Origin of the sequence: Pseudomonas sp. efr-133-TYG-23 (genome assembly GCF_030209215.1) — a bacterium.
GTDB classification, from domain to species: Bacteria; Pseudomonadota; Gammaproteobacteria; order Pseudomonadales; family Pseudomonadaceae; genus Aquipseudomonas; species Aquipseudomonas rhodesiae.
Genome location: NZ_JARVSL010000024.1, coordinates 14,736 through 29,912 on the forward strand (window position 1 = coordinate 14,736; position 15,177 = coordinate 29,912).

Here is a 15,177-nt window from a genome sequence, read left to right on the forward strand (position 1 = left end):
GAACGCAAAACGCTCTCAAACCCTGAAAAGGTCGATGTATGACCAGATGGTTGCTCGCTGTCGGTGTCCTGATTCCGCTTTACGGTGCTCAGGCTACACAGGAACCAGAAGCGCTGTACAACCGAGTTTGCGTGGCTTGCCATGCTGGCCAGTTGCCGAACGCCCCGAAGCGGGGTGACCAGGCAGCCTGGGCGCCGAGATTGGCGCAAGGTATGGATACGCTGGTACAGCACGTGACCCAGGGTTTCAAGGCAATGCCGCCGCGTGGTTTGTGCATGGACTGCAGTACTGAGGATTACCAGGCCGTCATTGAATGGATGGTGAGTAAACCCGGTAGATAACTCTTAAACCCTTAGCCGTAGTTGGATTAGCTGATGAACAAACTGATCGTGAGTCTGCTGTTGACCCTGGGCATCACCGGTGTTGCCCATGCTGCAGGCGACGCTACTGCGGGCCAGGCGAAAGCCGCCGTGTGTGGTGCTTGCCACGGACCGGATGGCAACAGCCCGGCGCCGAATTTTCCCAAACTGGCCGGCCAGGGTGAGCGTTACCTGACCAAGCAGATGCAGGACATCAAGTCAGGCAAGCGCACGGTGCTGGAAATGACCGGCTTGCTGACCAACCTCAACGATCAGGATCTGGCGGACATCGCGGCGTATTTCGCCAGCCAGAAAGGCAGTGTGGGAGCTGCCGATCCGAAACTGGTAGCGCGTGGCCAGAAGCTGTTCCGTGGCGGTGACCTGAATAAAGGCCTGCCGGCTTGCACCGGTTGCCACTCGCCCACTGGCGCGGGTAATGCCGCCGCCGGTTTCCCACATCTGGGCGGCCAGCACGCTCAATACATCGCTAAGCAACTGACCGATTTCCGCAAGGAAGAAGCCGGTCGTGCCAACGATGGCGATGCGATGACCATGCGCACCATCGCCCGCAAGCTGAGCGACGAAGACATCGCGGCAGTGTCCAGCTATATCCAGGGCCTGCACTGATCGGCGCGGCGACGTTAACGCTCGATTAATCCCGCGATGCAAGCATAAAAAGGGTGGCCCTGGCCGCCCTTTTTTGTGGCCGCTGCCGTTACACTAACGAACTCATGCCTGCGTCGACCGGTCACAACTAAGGTCGCGTGAGGCGACTTTATTTGTCCAGGAGTAAAGCATGCGTAATCTGATCCTCAGCGCCGCTCTCGTCACTGCCAGCCTTTTCGGCATGACCGCTCAAGCTGCCGATGTGCCGCTTGAAGCCGGTAAGACCTACGTCGAATTGGCCAACCCAGTGCCCGTCTCGGTGCCGGGCAAGATCGAAGTGGTTGAGCTGTTCTGGTACGGCTGCCCGCATTGCTACGCTTTTGAACCGACCATCAACCCGTGGGTTGAGAAACTGCCTAAAGACGTGAATTTCAAACGCATCCCGGCCATGTTCGGCGGCCCTTGGGATGCCCACGGCCAACTGTTCCTGACCCTCGAAGCCATGGGTGTCGAGCACAAGGTCCACAACGCAGTGTTCAACGCGATTCAGAAAGAAGGCAAGCGCCTGACCAAGCCTGAAGACATGGCTGACTTTGTTGCCACCCAAGGTGTCGATAAGGATAAGTTCTTGGCCACCTTCAACTCCTTCGCTATCCAGGGCCAGATCAAACAGGCCAAGGAGCTGGCGCAGAAGTACGGCGTGCAAGGCGTTCCGACCATGATCGTCAACGGCAAATACCGTTTCGACCTGGGTTCCACTGGTGGGCCTGAACAGACCCTCAACGTTGCTGACCAACTGATCGCCAAAGAGCGCGCAGCCAAGTAAGGGGCCTTTCATGCGCCGCTGGGGTACCGAACGTGTCGTTGGCCTGCATGATCCGCGTGTCAACGAAGATCACCTGGAATCCACTGGCCAGCTCGCGGACAGCCGTCTGCGCCTGCTCAGTTTCAATATTCAGGTTGGCATCAGTACCGAAAAGTATCGGCATTACCTCACCCGTGGCTGGCAGCATTTGCTGCCCCACAACGGGCGGGCCGTGAATCTGCAGAAGATCGGCGACCTGTTGAGCGATTTCGACCTGGTCGCGCTGCAGGAGGCCGATGGGGGTAGCATCCGCTCTGGTTACATCAATCAGGTGGAACACCTGGCCAGGCTCGGAGCGTTCCCCTACTGGTACCAGCAGCTCAATCGCAACCTCGGGCGCCTGGCTCAGCACAGCAATGGCGTGCTGAGTCGCTTGAAACCCACTGCTATCGAAGACCACCCGCTGCCAGGCCCCAAGGGGCGTGGCGCGATCCTCGTGCGTTTCGGCGAAGGGCCGGAAGCGTTGGTGGTGGTTATGATGCACCTGGCGCTCGGGGGGCGTACGCGCAACCTGCAGTTGGCCTACGTGCGCGAAATGATCGGCAACTACAAGCATCAGGTGCTGATGGGTGATATGAACACTCATGCCAATGACCTGCTGCAAAACTCGCCGTTGCGCGACCTCGGGTTGCTGGCGCCGCAAGTCGAAGCGACGTTTCCCAGCTGGCGTCCGCAGCGCTGTCTCGACCATATCCTGCTCAGTCCCACCCTCACGCTGGAAAGTGTGCAGGTGCTTGCGCAGCCCATTTCCGATCACCTGCCGGTCGCGGTAGAGATTCGTCTGCCGGGTTCGCTCACGGCTGATGCATTGCCCGCGTTGAGCCCCGGCCCTCGCGGACCCCTTGCATGAGCGACGACGCCCAGCGCTGGAAAGAAAAATACCTGTTAAGCATCGAGCAACAAGACAAACTCGAACGCCGCTGGGCTGCGCGCCTCGACCTGCTGCGCCGTGGCCTGGTGCGCAGCACCTTGGCGGCTGAAGGCACCGACCGCGCGGTCGACCAGTGCATGAAGGAGATGCGCGACGTTGTCCGCACCGACGACATGGACGCCGCCCTCGCCGCGCTGCTGCCGCGTCTGGAAAAAGCCGTTTTGGATTCGGAGCAGCGCCGCGAAACCCGGGTTGAACAGATGAGCACCGCGCTGACCTCCCTGGTCACGCAGTTGCAGAAATTGCCGCTGCCCCGCGAGGTGGCGCGACCATTGAAGACCTTCGCTAAACAGTTGGATGGCCGTGTCGGCCAGGCCCGGGAAATTCCGCTATTGCTCAGCGAGCTGAGCGACCTGCAAGGGCAGGCGCTGACTAACCTGGACCCGGATGGCGAAACTCCACGTCCTGGGCCGGGGCTCCTGCAGCGGTTGTTCGGTACCAAGGACGCCACCGTTGAAGCACCTGCCAGCGAGCCGGTTCCCACCCCCTCAGTTGCACCGGTTGCAACTAAACCCGTATCGGAAACCCCGCAGCCCGAGCAATCCGAAGAGCTGACCCAGGCTTTGCGCGCGTTCGCGCCACAGCCCGAAGCCGCGGCGCCTCAACCCGCCACACCGATCCAGCCAGCCCAGGTCGCCGTCGAGACCTTCGTCTACGAAGCGCCGCCTCAAGCCGACGCAGCGGCTGTGCCGGTCAAAGCTGAGCTGGCCCGCACGGAACCCAAGGCGCCTGAACTCGAACCGCAGGCGCAAGAGCCGGCCAACGAAAGTGCCCTCGCCGCCTTTATCGACGCACCGCAGCCCGAGGCCATAGAGGCACCGGAGCAGACGGTAATCGGCAGTCTGTCGCTGCCGCCGGTGTTGGACGTGGAGGCGCTTGACCCCGACGAGATGCAATCGGACGGCCAATACGCTTTGCCGGACTCGCCCGAGCCGTCCTACAGCTCCGTGGCCAAGCACATCGAAGACACGCTTATCGGTTTGCTCGAAGAGCTGGACCTGCCCGAGCGTCATCGCCCTCAGGCTGAAGCGATGCGCGAGCGTCTGGCCCACGGTTTGAACTGGTATGAACTGCTACCGATCCTGGATGATCTGGCGGTACTGATGTTGGCGATCACCGACAGCGGCCATCTGGAATTCGAGGCATACCTCAAGCAACTCAATGAGCGCCTCGAAGCCTTCCAGGGTCATTTGAAGGTGGCCAGTGACGGGCATGCCGACAGTAGCTCTGCCGCGCGTGAACTGGATACGCAGATCCGCGAGCAGGTCGATGGGCTGCAAACCAGCGTACAGGACGCCGCCGACCTGGACAGCCTCAAACAGGTGCTGGAGAGCCATCTTGAGGGCTTGCTCGGCACCATGGACGAGCATCGGCAGCAACGCGATCTGCGCGAACAGGAGGTTGCCGAGCGCCTCAAAGGCCTGGCCGAACGCGTCGCCAACATGGAGCAGGAAGCCCAGGGCTATCGTGAACACCTTGAAGTGCAGCGCCAGAAGGCCCTGATCGACCCATTGACCGGCCTGCCCAATCGTGCGGCCTGGAGCGAACGCCTGGACCACGAAATCAATTCCTGGCACCAGCGCGGCAACAGCCTGTCGCTGGCCATGCTGGACCTGGACCACTTCAAACGCATCAACGATGGTTACGGCCACCTGGCCGGCGATAAGGTGCTGAAGATCATCGCCAATGTGCTCAGCAAGCGCCTGCGGCCCACCGATTTCATCGCGCGTTTTGGCGGTGAAGAGTTTGTCTTGCTGATGCCCGATTCGACCCTCACCGAGGCCTTGGCGGTGGGTGAAGGGCTGCGCGAGGCAATTCAAGCGTGTCCGTTTCACTTCAAAGGCGAACCGGTGACGATCACGGTGTCGATGGGCGTGGCGCAATTGCGCTCGGGTGAGCGCAGCGAACTGGCGCTCAAGCGCGCCGATGAAGCGTTGTATCGAGCCAAGGCGGCGGGGCGTAATCAAGTGCAGGCGGCGTAAAAGATGTTGCCTGTTTGTAATTAGGCCGCTCTGTTTCAGTCGGTACGTTACACTGTTGCATTATCGTCTTCAGCGTACTGTCATCCGCCATGAAATCCATTTGTATCGCCCTTGCGTTTCTCCTGCTTGCCGGCTGCGCCAGCGGCCCCCGCATCAACACCAGTCATCCCTCGGTCAACTACGACAATCGCGTGCAATTTGTGATCGTTCATTACACCTCGGCCAACCTGGAACGCTCCCTGGCCTTGTTGACCCACGGCCAGGTCAGTAGCCATTACCTGATTGGCGATGACGCCTCGGCCACCATTTACAAATTGGTGGATGAAAGCCAGCGCGCCTGGCACGCAGGTGAGAGTGAATGGATGGGCCGCACTTGGCTCAATTCAAGCTCCATCGGTATTGAGATTGTGAACCCGGGTTTCAAAGACACCCCGACAGGCCGCCTGTGGTACCCGTATTCCGAGGCGCAGGTGAAGTCGTTGGTCGTGTTGCTTAAAGACATCAGCAAGCGCAACGGCATCGACCCGAAGAACATCATCGGCCACAGCGATATCGCGCCGTTACGCAAGTTGGACCCGGGGCCCTTGTTCCCCTGGAAGCGTTTGGCCGATGAAGGGTTGGGGGTTTGGCCGGATGCACAGGCTGTCGCGCGCTTTCAGGTGCAATACACCGCAGAGCTACCGAGCATCACTTGGTTTCAGGAGGAGTTGGCCCGATTGGGCTACCAGACGCCTCAAACCGGTGAGCTGGATGTCGCCACGCGTCATGTGCTCGCAGCGTTCCAGATGCACTTCAGGCCGTCGCGGTTCGATGGCGCGCCGGATGCCGAAAGTGCAGCCATTCTGCGCGCCCTCAACCGGCGCTGACCGTCAGAGCGGCAGCGCCATGTAAAACTGGGTGCCCTGCCCCGGCCGCGAATACACCCCCATGCGGCCGCCGTGCAACTGCACGATCTCTTTGCACAACGCCAGCCCCAGACCGGCGCCGCCTTTCTTGCGGCCCACTTGCACAAAGGGTTCGAAGATGCGCCCTTGCTGCCCATAGGCAATCCCTTCGCCGTTGTCTTCGACGCTGATAATCACCCGCTCGCCATGGCGACGCGCTTGCAGGCGAATTTGCCCGCCATCGGCGGTATGGCGCAGTGCGTTGGCCAGCAGGTTGTCGAGTACCCGTTCCAGTTGCGCCTGGTCTGCATATAAGCGTGGCAGGTCGGGCTGGGCTTCGATCAGCAGCTCGATACGCTGCGCATTGGCCTGCTCTATAAAGCGCCCGCGGGCATGCTCCAGCAGGTCGGGAATCTCACAGGGGCCGAGGGTCAGTTTCTGCAGGCCATTCTGGTAGCGCGAGAAGTTGAGCAAGTCATTGATCAGCTGCATCAGGCGCTGCATTTCTTCGTTAACGGTGTCCAGCAGATCCGCTTCCCGGGACTCTGTGGGGAATTTCGCGCGTTCGCGGAACAGCCCGAACGCCATGTGCATGCCGGTTACCGGCGTGCGCAGCTCATGGGAGGCACGCAGCACGAATTCACTGCGCACGCGTTCGAAGGCGCGTTGCTCGGTCACGTCGTGCATCACCATCACCGCGCCGAGAATATGCCCTTGGGTGTGGCTGACTGGGGTCAGGCTGTAGGTCAGCAGGCGCAGTTCGCCGTCGACTTCCACCTCAAGGTCTTCCGGCGCGCGCTCCAGATTGCCGCCACGCAGCACCAAGTGCAGTTGTTCATCCAGCTCAGGGCGCCCCAGCGCTTCGCCCAGGCCCTGGCCGAGGCGTTCTTCATCCCAGCCCAATTGGCGTTGGGCAACCGGGTTCAGGTGCTCCAGACGCCCTTGGCGATCAATCATCAGCAAGCCGTCGTCGATGCTGTCGAGCACCGCCTGTAGCCGTTGCTGGCCGGCCAGCAGTTCATCCACATTGGTGGCCTGATGCTGACGCAGCGCCTCGGCCATGATGCCGAAGCGCCGAGTCAGTAGGTTCATTTCCGCGGCTGACGAGATCGGCAGCGTGACCTCGAAATCGCCCTGGCCGATCTTGTCCGCGGCCTTGGCCAGCGCTTCGATCGGCCCGCCAAAGCGCCTGGCGATACCGTGGGCGGTCACGAAGCCGATGATCAGCACCGCCAGGCCCACCAAACCCATGAGACCGGCGATCAACAGCGCGCGGTCGCGGGATTTGCGTTCACTGGTGTTGATGGCTTCCAACGCGCGTTTGTGCTCGGCGATCAAGCCATTGCGCAGCACGTTGAATGTCTGGGTGAGTTTGTCGTTATTGCCGCTTACCAGCGACGCAGGTTGGGACTCGTCGAATGCCTTGAGGAAATTCAGGTAGTTGATGCGGGCCTGGCTGAACCCACTGCCTATGCCGTCCTGCCGCTCGTGGGCGATGCCCTCGTCCAGCAGTGCGAAATACTGTCGTTTGGAAGCGTCCAGGGCGTTCGGATTGGGCCGCTCGTCGAGCATCAGGATCAACTGGTCGCCCAGGCTTTGGCGCAATTTCAGGCCAAGCTCCAGGGTGACAAAATTGCTGCGGATCAGCGACTCTTGGGTCTTGGCCATCTGCATGACGCTGACCAGGCCCAGGATCAATCCAAGCAGGGCGACGGTGATCAGCGCTGAGATACTCAAGAACAGCCGAGTCCGCAGCTTCATCGCTAACTTCATAAGGTACAGCTCACAGGTTGTACTGTTTTCGTTTGCGGTACAGCGTCGACGCGTCAATGCCGAGGGTGCGCGCCGCCTGATCAAGCGTGTCGCTGGTGGCCAGTACAGCACCAATGTGGGCTTTTTCCAGTTCGTCCAGGCTTAGCGCCGCACCGATGCGCGGGGCGTTGTTGGTCGGTTGCTCGGCCATTCCCAGGTGGCTGATTTCAACCTTTTCCTGCGGGCAGATAATGCTCGCGCGCTCTACCACGTTACGCAGTTCGCGGATATTACCCGGCCAACGGTAGTTGAGCAGGGCTTCGCGCGCTTGGTCGCTGAACCCGCGCGCCGGGCGGGCGTACTCCTTGACGAAGCGTGCCAGGAAGCGGTCGGCCAGGGTCAGGATGTCCTCGCTGCGCTCGCGCAGCGGTGGCAGGTGCAGGGTGATGACATTCAGGCGGTACAGCAAGTCTTCCCGGAAGCGGCCGTCGCGCACCATGTCTTCCAGGTTCAGGTTGGTGGCGGCGAGGATACGTACATCGGCACGCCGGGTAACCGGGTCGCCCACGCGTTCGTATTCCTTGTCCTGAATAAAGCGCAGTAATTTGGGCTGCAAAGTGAGGGGAAAGTCGCCGATCTCGTCGAGGAACAGCGTGCCGCCGTCAGCCTGGTTGACCCGGCCCAAGGTGCTTTCACTGGCGCCGGTAAAGGCGCCGCGGCTGTGGCCGAACAGCTCGCTTTCCATCAGTTCGGCGGTCAGCGACGGGCAGTTGATGGTCACGCAGGATTTTTTCGACCGCTTGCTCCAGCCGTGAATGGCCCGCGCCAGTTCACCTTTACCGGTGCCGGACTCGCCCAGGATCAGGATGTTGGCATCTGTACCGGCCACTTGGCGCGCGGTTTCCAGCACCACCATCATCGACGGGCTGTGGGAGTCGAGGCCGTCCTTGGGCTGGCGCACCGCGCCTTCCAGGGCTTCCAGACGTGCCGAGAGTTGGCGGACTTCCAGCTGCTTGGCGGTGGCCAGGCGCAGTTGGTCCGGGCTGCACGGTTTAACCAGATAGTCGGCGGCGCCGGCCTGGATCGCGTCCACGGCGGTGTCCACGGCCGAATGCGCGGTGACGATCACTACACGCATCCACGGCGCCTGAATACGCATCTGGGCCAGCACGTCCAGGCCATTGTCTTCGCCTAGACGCAGGTCCAGGAAGCACAGGTCGAACACCTGGCGTTGCATCAGCGCGTCGGCTTGGGCGGCGCTGTTAGCGGTGGCGACGGTATAGCCTTCATCTTCCAGGCAATAACGGAAGGTGCGGAGGATCGCGGACTCGTCATCTACTAAAAGAATGCGGCCTTGAAGTTCCTTGGCTGATTCCATCTGTCCCGCGCTCCCTAACTGATAAGTGATGGTGATTAGTCCCGGAATAATCGGGCAAGTTGCATGGTTTATTCTGACCGACAAAACGAATCGTCGTGCAGGTATCTGCGCTTCTTCTCACAAAGGCCACAGCGAGTGGCCATTTCATGTCATTCGCTCAGTTGGGCAGCGCCCATGTCGCGATGTATCCCTTGACCCGACCGCTGGCCATCGTGCATTTCGCACGGCCCATAGAGGCCCATCGTGCAGGATGCTGCCCCTATCATCGAGCGACTATCTATAACTTACTGATTTTATTAGGTTTTATTTTGTTAAAAACCTGGCATGCGCTCTGCAATATCTACCCCAAGAGCGTCATGAACGAATAATCAGAATGCGGGAGTACAGCAGCATGACTCGCCAAACCCTCAGCCAATTGCGTGTATCGCCACGGTATGTGCAGCAAGGTTTGTTTGCCAGCTTGGCCATGATGGTCACGTTGATTGCAGGCCAGCAGATTCAGCATTGGCAGGAGAGTCAGCAGCAAGCCCAAGTGTTTGAGCGTCCGGCCATGACCCAGACCCATTTCAGTTCGATGCAGAGCCGCCCCGTCGCCAGCGCTGTCGGTGAGGTGAGCGTCAAGCAATTGCGAGTGGCTGACAAGGATTCAACTCTTGATCAGTTGCCAGCCCAGGAACGTTGGGTGTTCTAGGCAATAAAAGCGGTCGTCCGCACTGGGCGTCCGTACGGCATGACCGCTGTACCCTCTAATAGAAGCGTAAGGAGAATCACCATGTTGAGTTGGGCAATCACATTTCTGATCATCGCCATTGTTGCTGCAGTACTGGGCTTCGGTGGTATCGCAGGCACCGCAACCGGTATCGCCAAAATCCTGTTTGTCGTTTTCCTGGTGATGTTCATTGCTTCGTTCTTCTTTGGTCGTCGCGGCCGAGGCTGAATATGACCACTTTGTCTCTCAAAGCCATTGCTGCCGCCCTGTTGCTGGGCGGTAGCGGTCTGGCGATGGCCGCCAATGACGGCCAGTCGCGGGCCAATGAATTGCTCAGCGCGGACCCGCAATACCGTGAGATTTGGCAAGGCGTGGTGAAGAAAGAAGAGCGCCTGCCGGAATGGGTGATGAACCTGACCGGTACGGCCGAGCAAATGAATGCCGTCGAAGAGGATGGTGACAAGTACTTGGTGGGCCCGCTCTGCGAGACCGCGGACACATGCCTGAACAAGCGCCTGATCGTCGCTTTCAGCTTTGACAAGGAAGATGCCTACGCCATGTTGGTGGAAGTGCCAGCCGGCCTCCCGGCGGACAAGTCCCCTACGCGGCACGCCGATTACCGTTTTATCGGTAAGCCGGATGAAGGTATGCAAAAGCTGCTGATGGAACAGCTCAAGAAAGACCCGAATTGGTACTAGGTTTCGTTTAAAGCACTTGCTGATAACGGGACCAGCGTCCATAGAAAGAAGCCCTTCGCTTCTTTCTTATGCATGCCTCGCCAAGGGGTATGCATGACCAGGGGGCCGGGTTGCTCTGATCGATTGGGATCGGCGTGACCTACGGGTACAGGGAGTACCTGCGCAAGGGCCGGGTCAGGCGAAAAGCTGCGACGCAGGTTCACAAGTCGTCGACTTGTTGAACTTGCGGCGGGCTTATGCCTCTTATGCCGCCCATAGCCCACCAATTTATTTTCGCCTGCCCTCAACCATTACTGAGTGTGTCGCGGCGACCATCTATCGAGAAAGTCTGCTGGGGTCTATAGGACATTTCAGACACCTCTGCGCTGAATCCTCAAGCATTTGTGCCAATCGTTCGACCAGCGCCGAAAACCCTGCGTGAGCCGGAATTGGCCGTTTCACGGCATATTCGCCGGGCAAAATGTCGCATTTGAACTGACCGTTCGGACAGTTATTATCTAAAAAAGCCATGCCGATTCGGCATGGGGTAGGCGTTTACGGCATTAGACGTCGCCCCCTTGCATGGGAATAGTTGCGCCTTTTTTCGCCTGCCAGTAAGTCATTTCGGCCATGCGGCGGCGACCTTTCATGGAGGCGGATGCACACACTTTTTCGCTTTCGAGCGTTGCAGCTGGCGCATTTGCCTTAAGTTCACTTGAAGTAAGGGTAATGACATGAAGAAGGCAAAGCTAAGCCTCGCCTGGCAGATCCTCATCGGTTTGGTACTGGGGATCGCAATCGGTGCAGTGCTCAACCATTTCAGTGCTGAAAAGGCCTGGTGGATCAGCAATGTGCTGCAGCCGGCGGGCGATATCTTTATTCGCCTGATCAAGATGATCGTGATCCCGATTGTAATTTCCTCGCTGATCGTCGGTATTGCCGGTGTCGGTGACGCGAAAAAGCTCGGTCGCATCGGCGTCAAAACCATCCTCTACTTCGAAGTGGTCACCACCATTGCCATCGTGGTCGGTCTGTTGCTGGCCAACCTGTTCCACCCCGGCGCCGGGATCGACATGAGTACCCTGGGCACCGTGGACATCTCCAAATACCAGGCGACCGCCGCCGAGGTGCAGCACGAGCATGCGTTTATCCAGACCATCCTCAACCTGATCCCGTCCAACATCTTCGCCGCCGTCGCCCGTGGCGAAATGCTGCCGATCATCTTCTTCTCCGTGCTGTTCGGTCTGGGCCTGTCGAGCCTCAAGCCTGAGCTGCGCGAGCCGCTGGTGACCATGTTCCAGGGTGTATCCGAGAGCATGTTCAAAGTGACCCACATGATCATGAAATACGCCCCCATCGGTGTATTCGCGCTGATCGCGGTGACTGTGGCCAACTTCGGCTTCGCCTCCCTGCTGCCGCTGGCCAAGTTGGTGATCCTGGTTTATGTCGCCATCCTGTTCTTCGCTTTTGTGATTCTCGGCCTGATCGCGCGCCTGTTCGGCTTCTCGGTGATCAAGCTGATGCGCATCTTCAAGGATGAACTGGTGCTGGCCTACTCCACCGCCAGTTCCGAAACCGTGCTGCCGCGCGTGATCGAGAAGATGGAAGCCTACGGCGCGCCGAAGGCGATCTGCAGCTTTGTGGTGCCGACCGGCTACTCGTTCAACCTCGACGGTTCGACCCTGTACCAGAGCATCGCCGCGATCTTTATCGCCCAGTTGTACGGCATTGACCTGTCGATCGGTCAGCAACTGATGCTGGTACTGACCCTGATGGTCACCTCCAAAGGCATCGCCGGTGTACCGGGCGTGTCCTTTGTAGTACTGCTGGCGACCCTGGGCAGCGTGGGCATTCCGCTTGAGGGCCTGGCGTTCATCGCCGGTGTCGATCGTGTGATGGACATGGCGCGTACCGCTCTGAACGTGATTGGTAACGCGTTGGCCGTGCTGGTTATCGCCCGTTGGGAAGGCATGTACGACGACGCCAAGGGCGAGCGCTACTGGAATTCCCTGCCGCACTGGCGCAGCAAGGAAGCATTGCCGGTCGGCGAGGTCAGCCGCGGTTGAACCCCATGAGCTGAACAACGCAAACCCCGGGTAAATCCGGGGTTTGTCGTTTCTGCCGGCCCCGCTATCATTCGCCCCATCATTCGAGGGGATTCAACTGATGCTCAATGGCCTGTGGCTTGGCTTCTTTGTCGTGGCAATGGTGTCAGCACTGGCGCAATGGCTGGTCGGCGGTAACGCTGGGATCTTCGCGGCGATGGTGGAAAGCATTTTCGCCATGGCCAAACTGTCGGTTGAAGTGATGGTGTTGCTGTTCGGCACCCTGACGTTATGGCTGGGCTTTCTACGCATCGCCGAAAAGGCCGGCATCGTCGATTGGCTGGCCAAGGCCCTCGGCCCGCTGTTTCGTCGCCTGATGCCGGAAGTGCCGGCGGGTCACCCCGCTATCGGTCTGATCACCCTCAACTTCGCCGCCAACGGCCTGGGACTGGACAACGCCGCCACCCCCATCGGCCTCAAAGCCATGAAGGCGTTACAAGAACTCAACCCGCTGCCGACCACTGCAAGCAATGCGCAGATTCTCTTTCTGGTGCTCAATGCCTCGTCGCTTACGCTGTTGCCAGTGACCATCTTCATGTACCGCGCCCAACAAGGCGCCGCCGACCCGACGCTGGTGTTCCTGCCGATTCTGCTGGCGACCAGTGCGTCGACCCTGGTGGGCCTGCTCTCGGTTGCCGTCATGCAGCGCCTGCGGCTGTGGGACCCGGTGGTGTTGGCTTATTTGATTCCAGGCGCGCTGATGCTGGGCGGCTTCATGGCATTGCTGGCGACCCTGTCCGCCACGGCACTGGCCGGGTTGTCATCGATTCTCGGCAACCTGACCCTGTTCGGCCTGATCATGCTGTTCCTGCTGATCGGCGCGTTGCGCAAGGTGAAGGTGTACGAAGCATTTGTCGAAGGCGCCAAAGAAGGCTTCGATGTCGCCAAGAACCTGCTGCCGTACCTGGTGGCGATGCTGTGTGCGGTGGGCGTGTTACGAGCCTCCGGCGCGCTGGATTTCGGCCTGGAAGGGATTCGCCATGTGGTGGCGTGGACGGGCATGGACACGCGCTTTGTCGATGCCTTGCCGACTGCGATGGTCAAGCCGTTCTCCGGCAGTGCCGCGCGGGCAATGCTGATCGAGACCATGCAGACCCAAGGCGTGGACAGCTTCCCGGCGCTGGTGGCCGCGACGATTCAGGGCAGTACCGAAACCACCTTCTATGTGTTGGCGGTGTACTTTGGTTCGGTCGGTATCCAGCGCGCGCGGCATGCGGTGGGTTGTGCGTTGCTGGCGGAGTTTGCCGGTGTCGTGGCGGCTATCTCGGTGTGCTACTGGTTCTTTGGCTGAGAGTTAGATAGCTATCGGGGGCAAGCCCCCTCCCACCTATTGACTGTGAATACATTCAAATGTGGGAGGGGGCATGCCCCCGATGAGGCCCTTAGCGCTTCACGCCCCGGTTGCCCTGAGACACCACCCAATCCACCACCTGCTTGTTCAGCTGATCCCCTGCCTGGCCAAACGCAGCCACCACCCCTGGCACCTGGGTATCGCTCACCGGCTGGCGCACTTCAAAGCGCCGACTGGCCAGAATCCGTTGATCGCTCCCACGTACCAGGCGTGCGTCCAGGCGCATCACCACCTCCACCGCATTGCCCCGGTATTGGCTCTGAAACGCCTGCAACTGCCCGCCCAGTTCATAGTCGGCCTGCAGGTTGGTGTCATCGCTGCTGAGCAGCGTGACCCGGCCATCGCGCTGGAAGCCGTCGAGCAGGCGATTACGCAACAGCACCGGCGCCGGATCGCTCCAGCGCGAGTTCGCATAGCTGCTGATCAAGTCGCCATTGGGCACCACGGCAATGCGCGGGCTGTCGAGAAATTCGCTGGTTTGCGGCTTGGTCACGCGCAGCGACCAACTCACCGGCGTGCCTTGGCTGGTGGCGTGGGCCGAAGCCAGGCGGTACACGTCGGACGGGTCGGCTTTGGGCAGGATCGAGCACGCGCTGATCAGCGCCAAGGCCACAGGGACGATCAGTTGATAAGCACGCTTCATGGCGTGAACTCCTTGTTCTTGTCGCTGCCCAGCAAGTAACCGCTGGGGTTGGCTTCCAGGCGGCGGGAGATGGCGCGCAGCGAGCCGAGGGTTTCGCGCAGTTCGCGCACGGCCGGCGCCAGTTCGTTGAGCCCTTGCATGCCGCTGTTGACCGAATCCTTGTTGTTGGTCAGCAAGGTATTGATGGTGGCGGTGCTTTGCTCAAGGGACTTCATGGCCTGTTCGGCGCTGCCGAAGGCTTGCTTGCCCTGCTCGTTCAGCAGGCCATTGGCATTGCGCATCAGCACGGTGGTCTGTTCCAGCGCGGCGCTTGCCTGTTTGCTCACTTGCATCAATTGCTGCATCACAACCTTGATATCGCCACGCTGGTCAGCGATGGCGCCGGTCGTTTGTTCCAGATGTGCAAGGGTATTGCTCAAGTGCTCGACGTTTTCCGCGGAGAACATGCTGTTGGCGTTGTGCAGCAACACATTGATGCTGGTCATCAGATCATTGCTGTTGTTAAGCAAGCGCGCGATGGGCGAAGGTGAGGCGATGATTTCCGGCAGGTTGCCATTTTTGCCTTTGAGTTCGGGGCTTTGCGGCGTGCCGCCACTGAGCTGGATGATCGAGGTACCGGTGATGCCGGTCAGCGCGAGTTTGGCCTGGGTGTCTTCCTTGATCGGCGTCTGCCCGGCCAGGCGAATACGAGCGAGGACGCGACGCGGGTCTTTTGGGTCCAGGCGCAGGCTGATCACATCGCCCACCTTGATCCCGCTGTATTGCACCGCACTGCCTTGGGACAAACCGCTGACCGCTTCATTGAAGACCACTTCGTAATCCTGGAACGCGCTGTCGACGCTGGACTTGGCCAGCCACAAGCCAAACAGCATGGCGCCGACCACCACGATCACGCTGAACAGTCCGATCATCACATGATGGGCTCGGGTTTCCAT

General features: G+C 60.0%; 15 protein-coding genes. 11 read left to right on the top strand and 4 right to left on the bottom strand.

The window, feature by feature from the left end:
• Window positions 1-38 precede the first annotated feature (38 nt).
• From QRN41_RS17365 to QRN41_RS17390, 6 genes are all read left to right on the top strand, one after another.
• Window positions 39-341, top strand: coding sequence for a c-type cytochrome (locus tag QRN41_RS17365; protein ID WP_034136356.1), 303 nt, complete (start codon window positions 39-41; stop codon window positions 339-341).
• 33 nt (window positions 342-374) lie between these two features.
• Window positions 375-986, top strand: a complete 612-nt coding sequence (locus tag QRN41_RS17370; RefSeq protein ID WP_167417389.1) for a c-type cytochrome — start codon at window positions 375-377, stop codon at window positions 984-986.
• A 169-nt stretch (window positions 987-1,155) separates the two neighbouring features.
• The gene (gene dsbA, locus QRN41_RS17375) at window positions 1,156-1,791 is read left to right on the top strand and encodes a thiol:disulfide interchange protein DsbA (RefSeq protein WP_034136358.1); all 636 of its coding nucleotides are present in this window, start codon (window positions 1,156-1,158) and stop codon (window positions 1,789-1,791) included.
• A 10-nt stretch (window positions 1,792-1,801) separates the two neighbouring features.
• Complete coding sequence (locus tag QRN41_RS17380; RefSeq protein WP_034136359.1) at window positions 1,802-2,680, top strand: endonuclease/exonuclease/phosphatase family protein; 879 nt, start codon at window positions 1,802-1,804, stop codon at window positions 2,678-2,680.
• Entirely contained in the window at window positions 2,677-4,743 is a 2,067-nt protein-coding gene (locus QRN41_RS17385; protein WP_285421920.1) for a diguanylate cyclase, read from the top strand. The genes QRN41_RS17380 and QRN41_RS17385 overlap by 4 nt, the downstream gene beginning before the upstream one ends.
• Before the next feature lie 89 nt (window positions 4,744-4,832).
• The gene (locus QRN41_RS17390; protein ID WP_285421921.1) at window positions 4,833-5,609 is read left to right on the top strand and encodes an N-acetylmuramoyl-L-alanine amidase; all 777 of its coding nucleotides are present in this window, start codon (window positions 4,833-4,835) and stop codon (window positions 5,607-5,609) included.
• Window positions 5,610-5,612: 3 nt separating this feature from the next.
• On the opposite strand, the gene QRN41_RS17395 is transcribed toward QRN41_RS17390, so the two are convergent.
• Complete coding sequence (locus tag QRN41_RS17395; protein ID WP_285421922.1) at window positions 5,613-7,400, bottom strand: ATP-binding protein; 1,788 nt, start codon at window positions 7,398-7,400, stop codon at window positions 5,613-5,615.
• A 10-nt stretch (window positions 7,401-7,410) separates the two neighbouring features.
• Window positions 7,411-8,757, bottom strand: coding sequence for a sigma-54-dependent response regulator transcription factor AlgB (gene algB, locus QRN41_RS17400; RefSeq protein WP_034101725.1), 1,347 nt, complete (start codon window positions 8,755-8,757; stop codon window positions 7,411-7,413).
• Window positions 8,758-9,148: 391 nt separating this feature from the next.
• Here algB and QRN41_RS17405 point away from each other — a divergent pair, with 391 nt between their 5' ends.
• The 5 genes from QRN41_RS17405 (at window position 9,149) to QRN41_RS17425 (ending at window position 13,539) form a co-directional block, all read left to right on the top strand.
• Window positions 9,149-9,448 carry a hypothetical protein gene (locus QRN41_RS17405; RefSeq protein WP_285421923.1) on the top strand — a complete coding sequence of 100 codons (300 nt, stop codon included), beginning with the start codon at window positions 9,149-9,151 and terminating at the stop codon, window positions 9,446-9,448.
• 81 nt (window positions 9,449-9,529) lie between these two features.
• On the top strand, window positions 9,530-9,694 hold the full coding sequence (locus QRN41_RS17410) for a DUF1328 domain-containing protein (RefSeq protein WP_003170804.1): 165 nt from the start codon (window positions 9,530-9,532) through the stop codon (window positions 9,692-9,694).
• A gap of 2 nt (window positions 9,695-9,696) precedes the next feature.
• A complete protein-coding gene (locus tag QRN41_RS17415; protein ID WP_285421924.1) occupies window positions 9,697-10,164 on the top strand; it encodes an inhibitor of vertebrate lysozyme family protein in 468 nt (155 codons plus the stop codon).
• A gap of 713 nt (window positions 10,165-10,877) precedes the next feature.
• A complete protein-coding gene (gene gltP / locus QRN41_RS17420) occupies window positions 10,878-12,209 on the top strand; it encodes a glutamate/aspartate:proton symporter GltP (RefSeq protein ID WP_034101729.1) in 1,332 nt (443 codons plus the stop codon).
• Window positions 12,210-12,309: 100 nt separating this feature from the next.
• Entirely contained in the window at window positions 12,310-13,539 is a 1,230-nt protein-coding gene (locus tag QRN41_RS17425; protein WP_034101730.1) for a spore maturation protein, read from the top strand.
• 91 nt (window positions 13,540-13,630) lie between these two features.
• Here the strand turns inward: QRN41_RS17425 and QRN41_RS17430 are convergent, their stop codons facing one another.
• Together QRN41_RS17430 and QRN41_RS17435 are read right to left on the bottom strand one after the other, a co-directional pair.
• The gene (locus tag QRN41_RS17430) at window positions 13,631-14,242 is read right to left on the bottom strand and encodes an ABC-type transport auxiliary lipoprotein family protein (protein ID WP_285421925.1); all 612 of its coding nucleotides are present in this window, start codon (window positions 14,240-14,242) and stop codon (window positions 13,631-13,633) included.
• Window positions 14,239-15,177, bottom strand: a complete 939-nt coding sequence (locus tag QRN41_RS17435) for an MlaD family protein (RefSeq protein WP_034136364.1) — start codon at window positions 15,175-15,177, stop codon at window positions 14,239-14,241. The genes QRN41_RS17430 and QRN41_RS17435 overlap by 4 nt, the downstream gene beginning before the upstream one ends.

Excerpts from the sequence above, each read along its gene's own strand:
- QRN41_RS17365 (WP_034136356.1), top strand. The coding sequence starts at position 39 with ATGACCAGATGGTTGCTCGCTGTCGGTGTCCTGATTCCGCTTTACGGT.
- QRN41_RS17370 (WP_167417389.1), top strand. The coding sequence starts at position 375 with ATGAACAAACTGATCGTGAGTCTGCTGTTGACCCTGGGCATCACCGGT.
- dsbA (WP_034136358.1), top strand. The coding sequence starts at position 1,156 with ATGCGTAATCTGATCCTCAGCGCCGCTCTCGTCACTGCCAGCCTTTTC.
- QRN41_RS17380 (WP_034136359.1), top strand. The coding sequence starts at position 1,802 with ATGCGCCGCTGGGGTACCGAACGTGTCGTTGGCCTGCATGATCCGCGT.
- QRN41_RS17385 (WP_285421920.1), top strand. The coding sequence starts at position 2,677 with ATGAGCGACGACGCCCAGCGCTGGAAAGAAAAATACCTGTTAAGCATC.
- QRN41_RS17390 (WP_285421921.1), top strand. The coding sequence starts at position 4,833 with ATGAAATCCATTTGTATCGCCCTTGCGTTTCTCCTGCTTGCCGGCTGC.
- QRN41_RS17395 (WP_285421922.1), bottom strand. The coding sequence starts at position 7,400 with ATGAAGTTAGCGATGAAGCTGCGGACTCGGCTGTTCTTGAGTATCTCA.
- algB (WP_034101725.1), bottom strand. The coding sequence starts at position 8,757 with ATGGAATCAGCCAAGGAACTTCAAGGCCGCATTCTTTTAGTAGATGAC.
- QRN41_RS17405 (WP_285421923.1), top strand. The coding sequence starts at position 9,149 with ATGACTCGCCAAACCCTCAGCCAATTGCGTGTATCGCCACGGTATGTG.
- QRN41_RS17410 (WP_003170804.1), top strand. The coding sequence starts at position 9,530 with ATGTTGAGTTGGGCAATCACATTTCTGATCATCGCCATTGTTGCTGCA.
- QRN41_RS17415 (WP_285421924.1), top strand. The coding sequence starts at position 9,697 with ATGACCACTTTGTCTCTCAAAGCCATTGCTGCCGCCCTGTTGCTGGGC.
- gltP (WP_034101729.1), top strand. The coding sequence starts at position 10,878 with ATGAAGAAGGCAAAGCTAAGCCTCGCCTGGCAGATCCTCATCGGTTTG.
- QRN41_RS17425 (WP_034101730.1), top strand. The coding sequence starts at position 12,310 with ATGCTCAATGGCCTGTGGCTTGGCTTCTTTGTCGTGGCAATGGTGTCA.
- QRN41_RS17430 (WP_285421925.1), bottom strand. The coding sequence starts at position 14,242 with ATGAAGCGTGCTTATCAACTGATCGTCCCTGTGGCCTTGGCGCTGATC.
- QRN41_RS17435 (WP_034136364.1), bottom strand. The coding sequence starts at position 15,177 with ATGGAAACCCGAGCCCATCATGTGATGATCGGACTGTTCAGCGTGATC.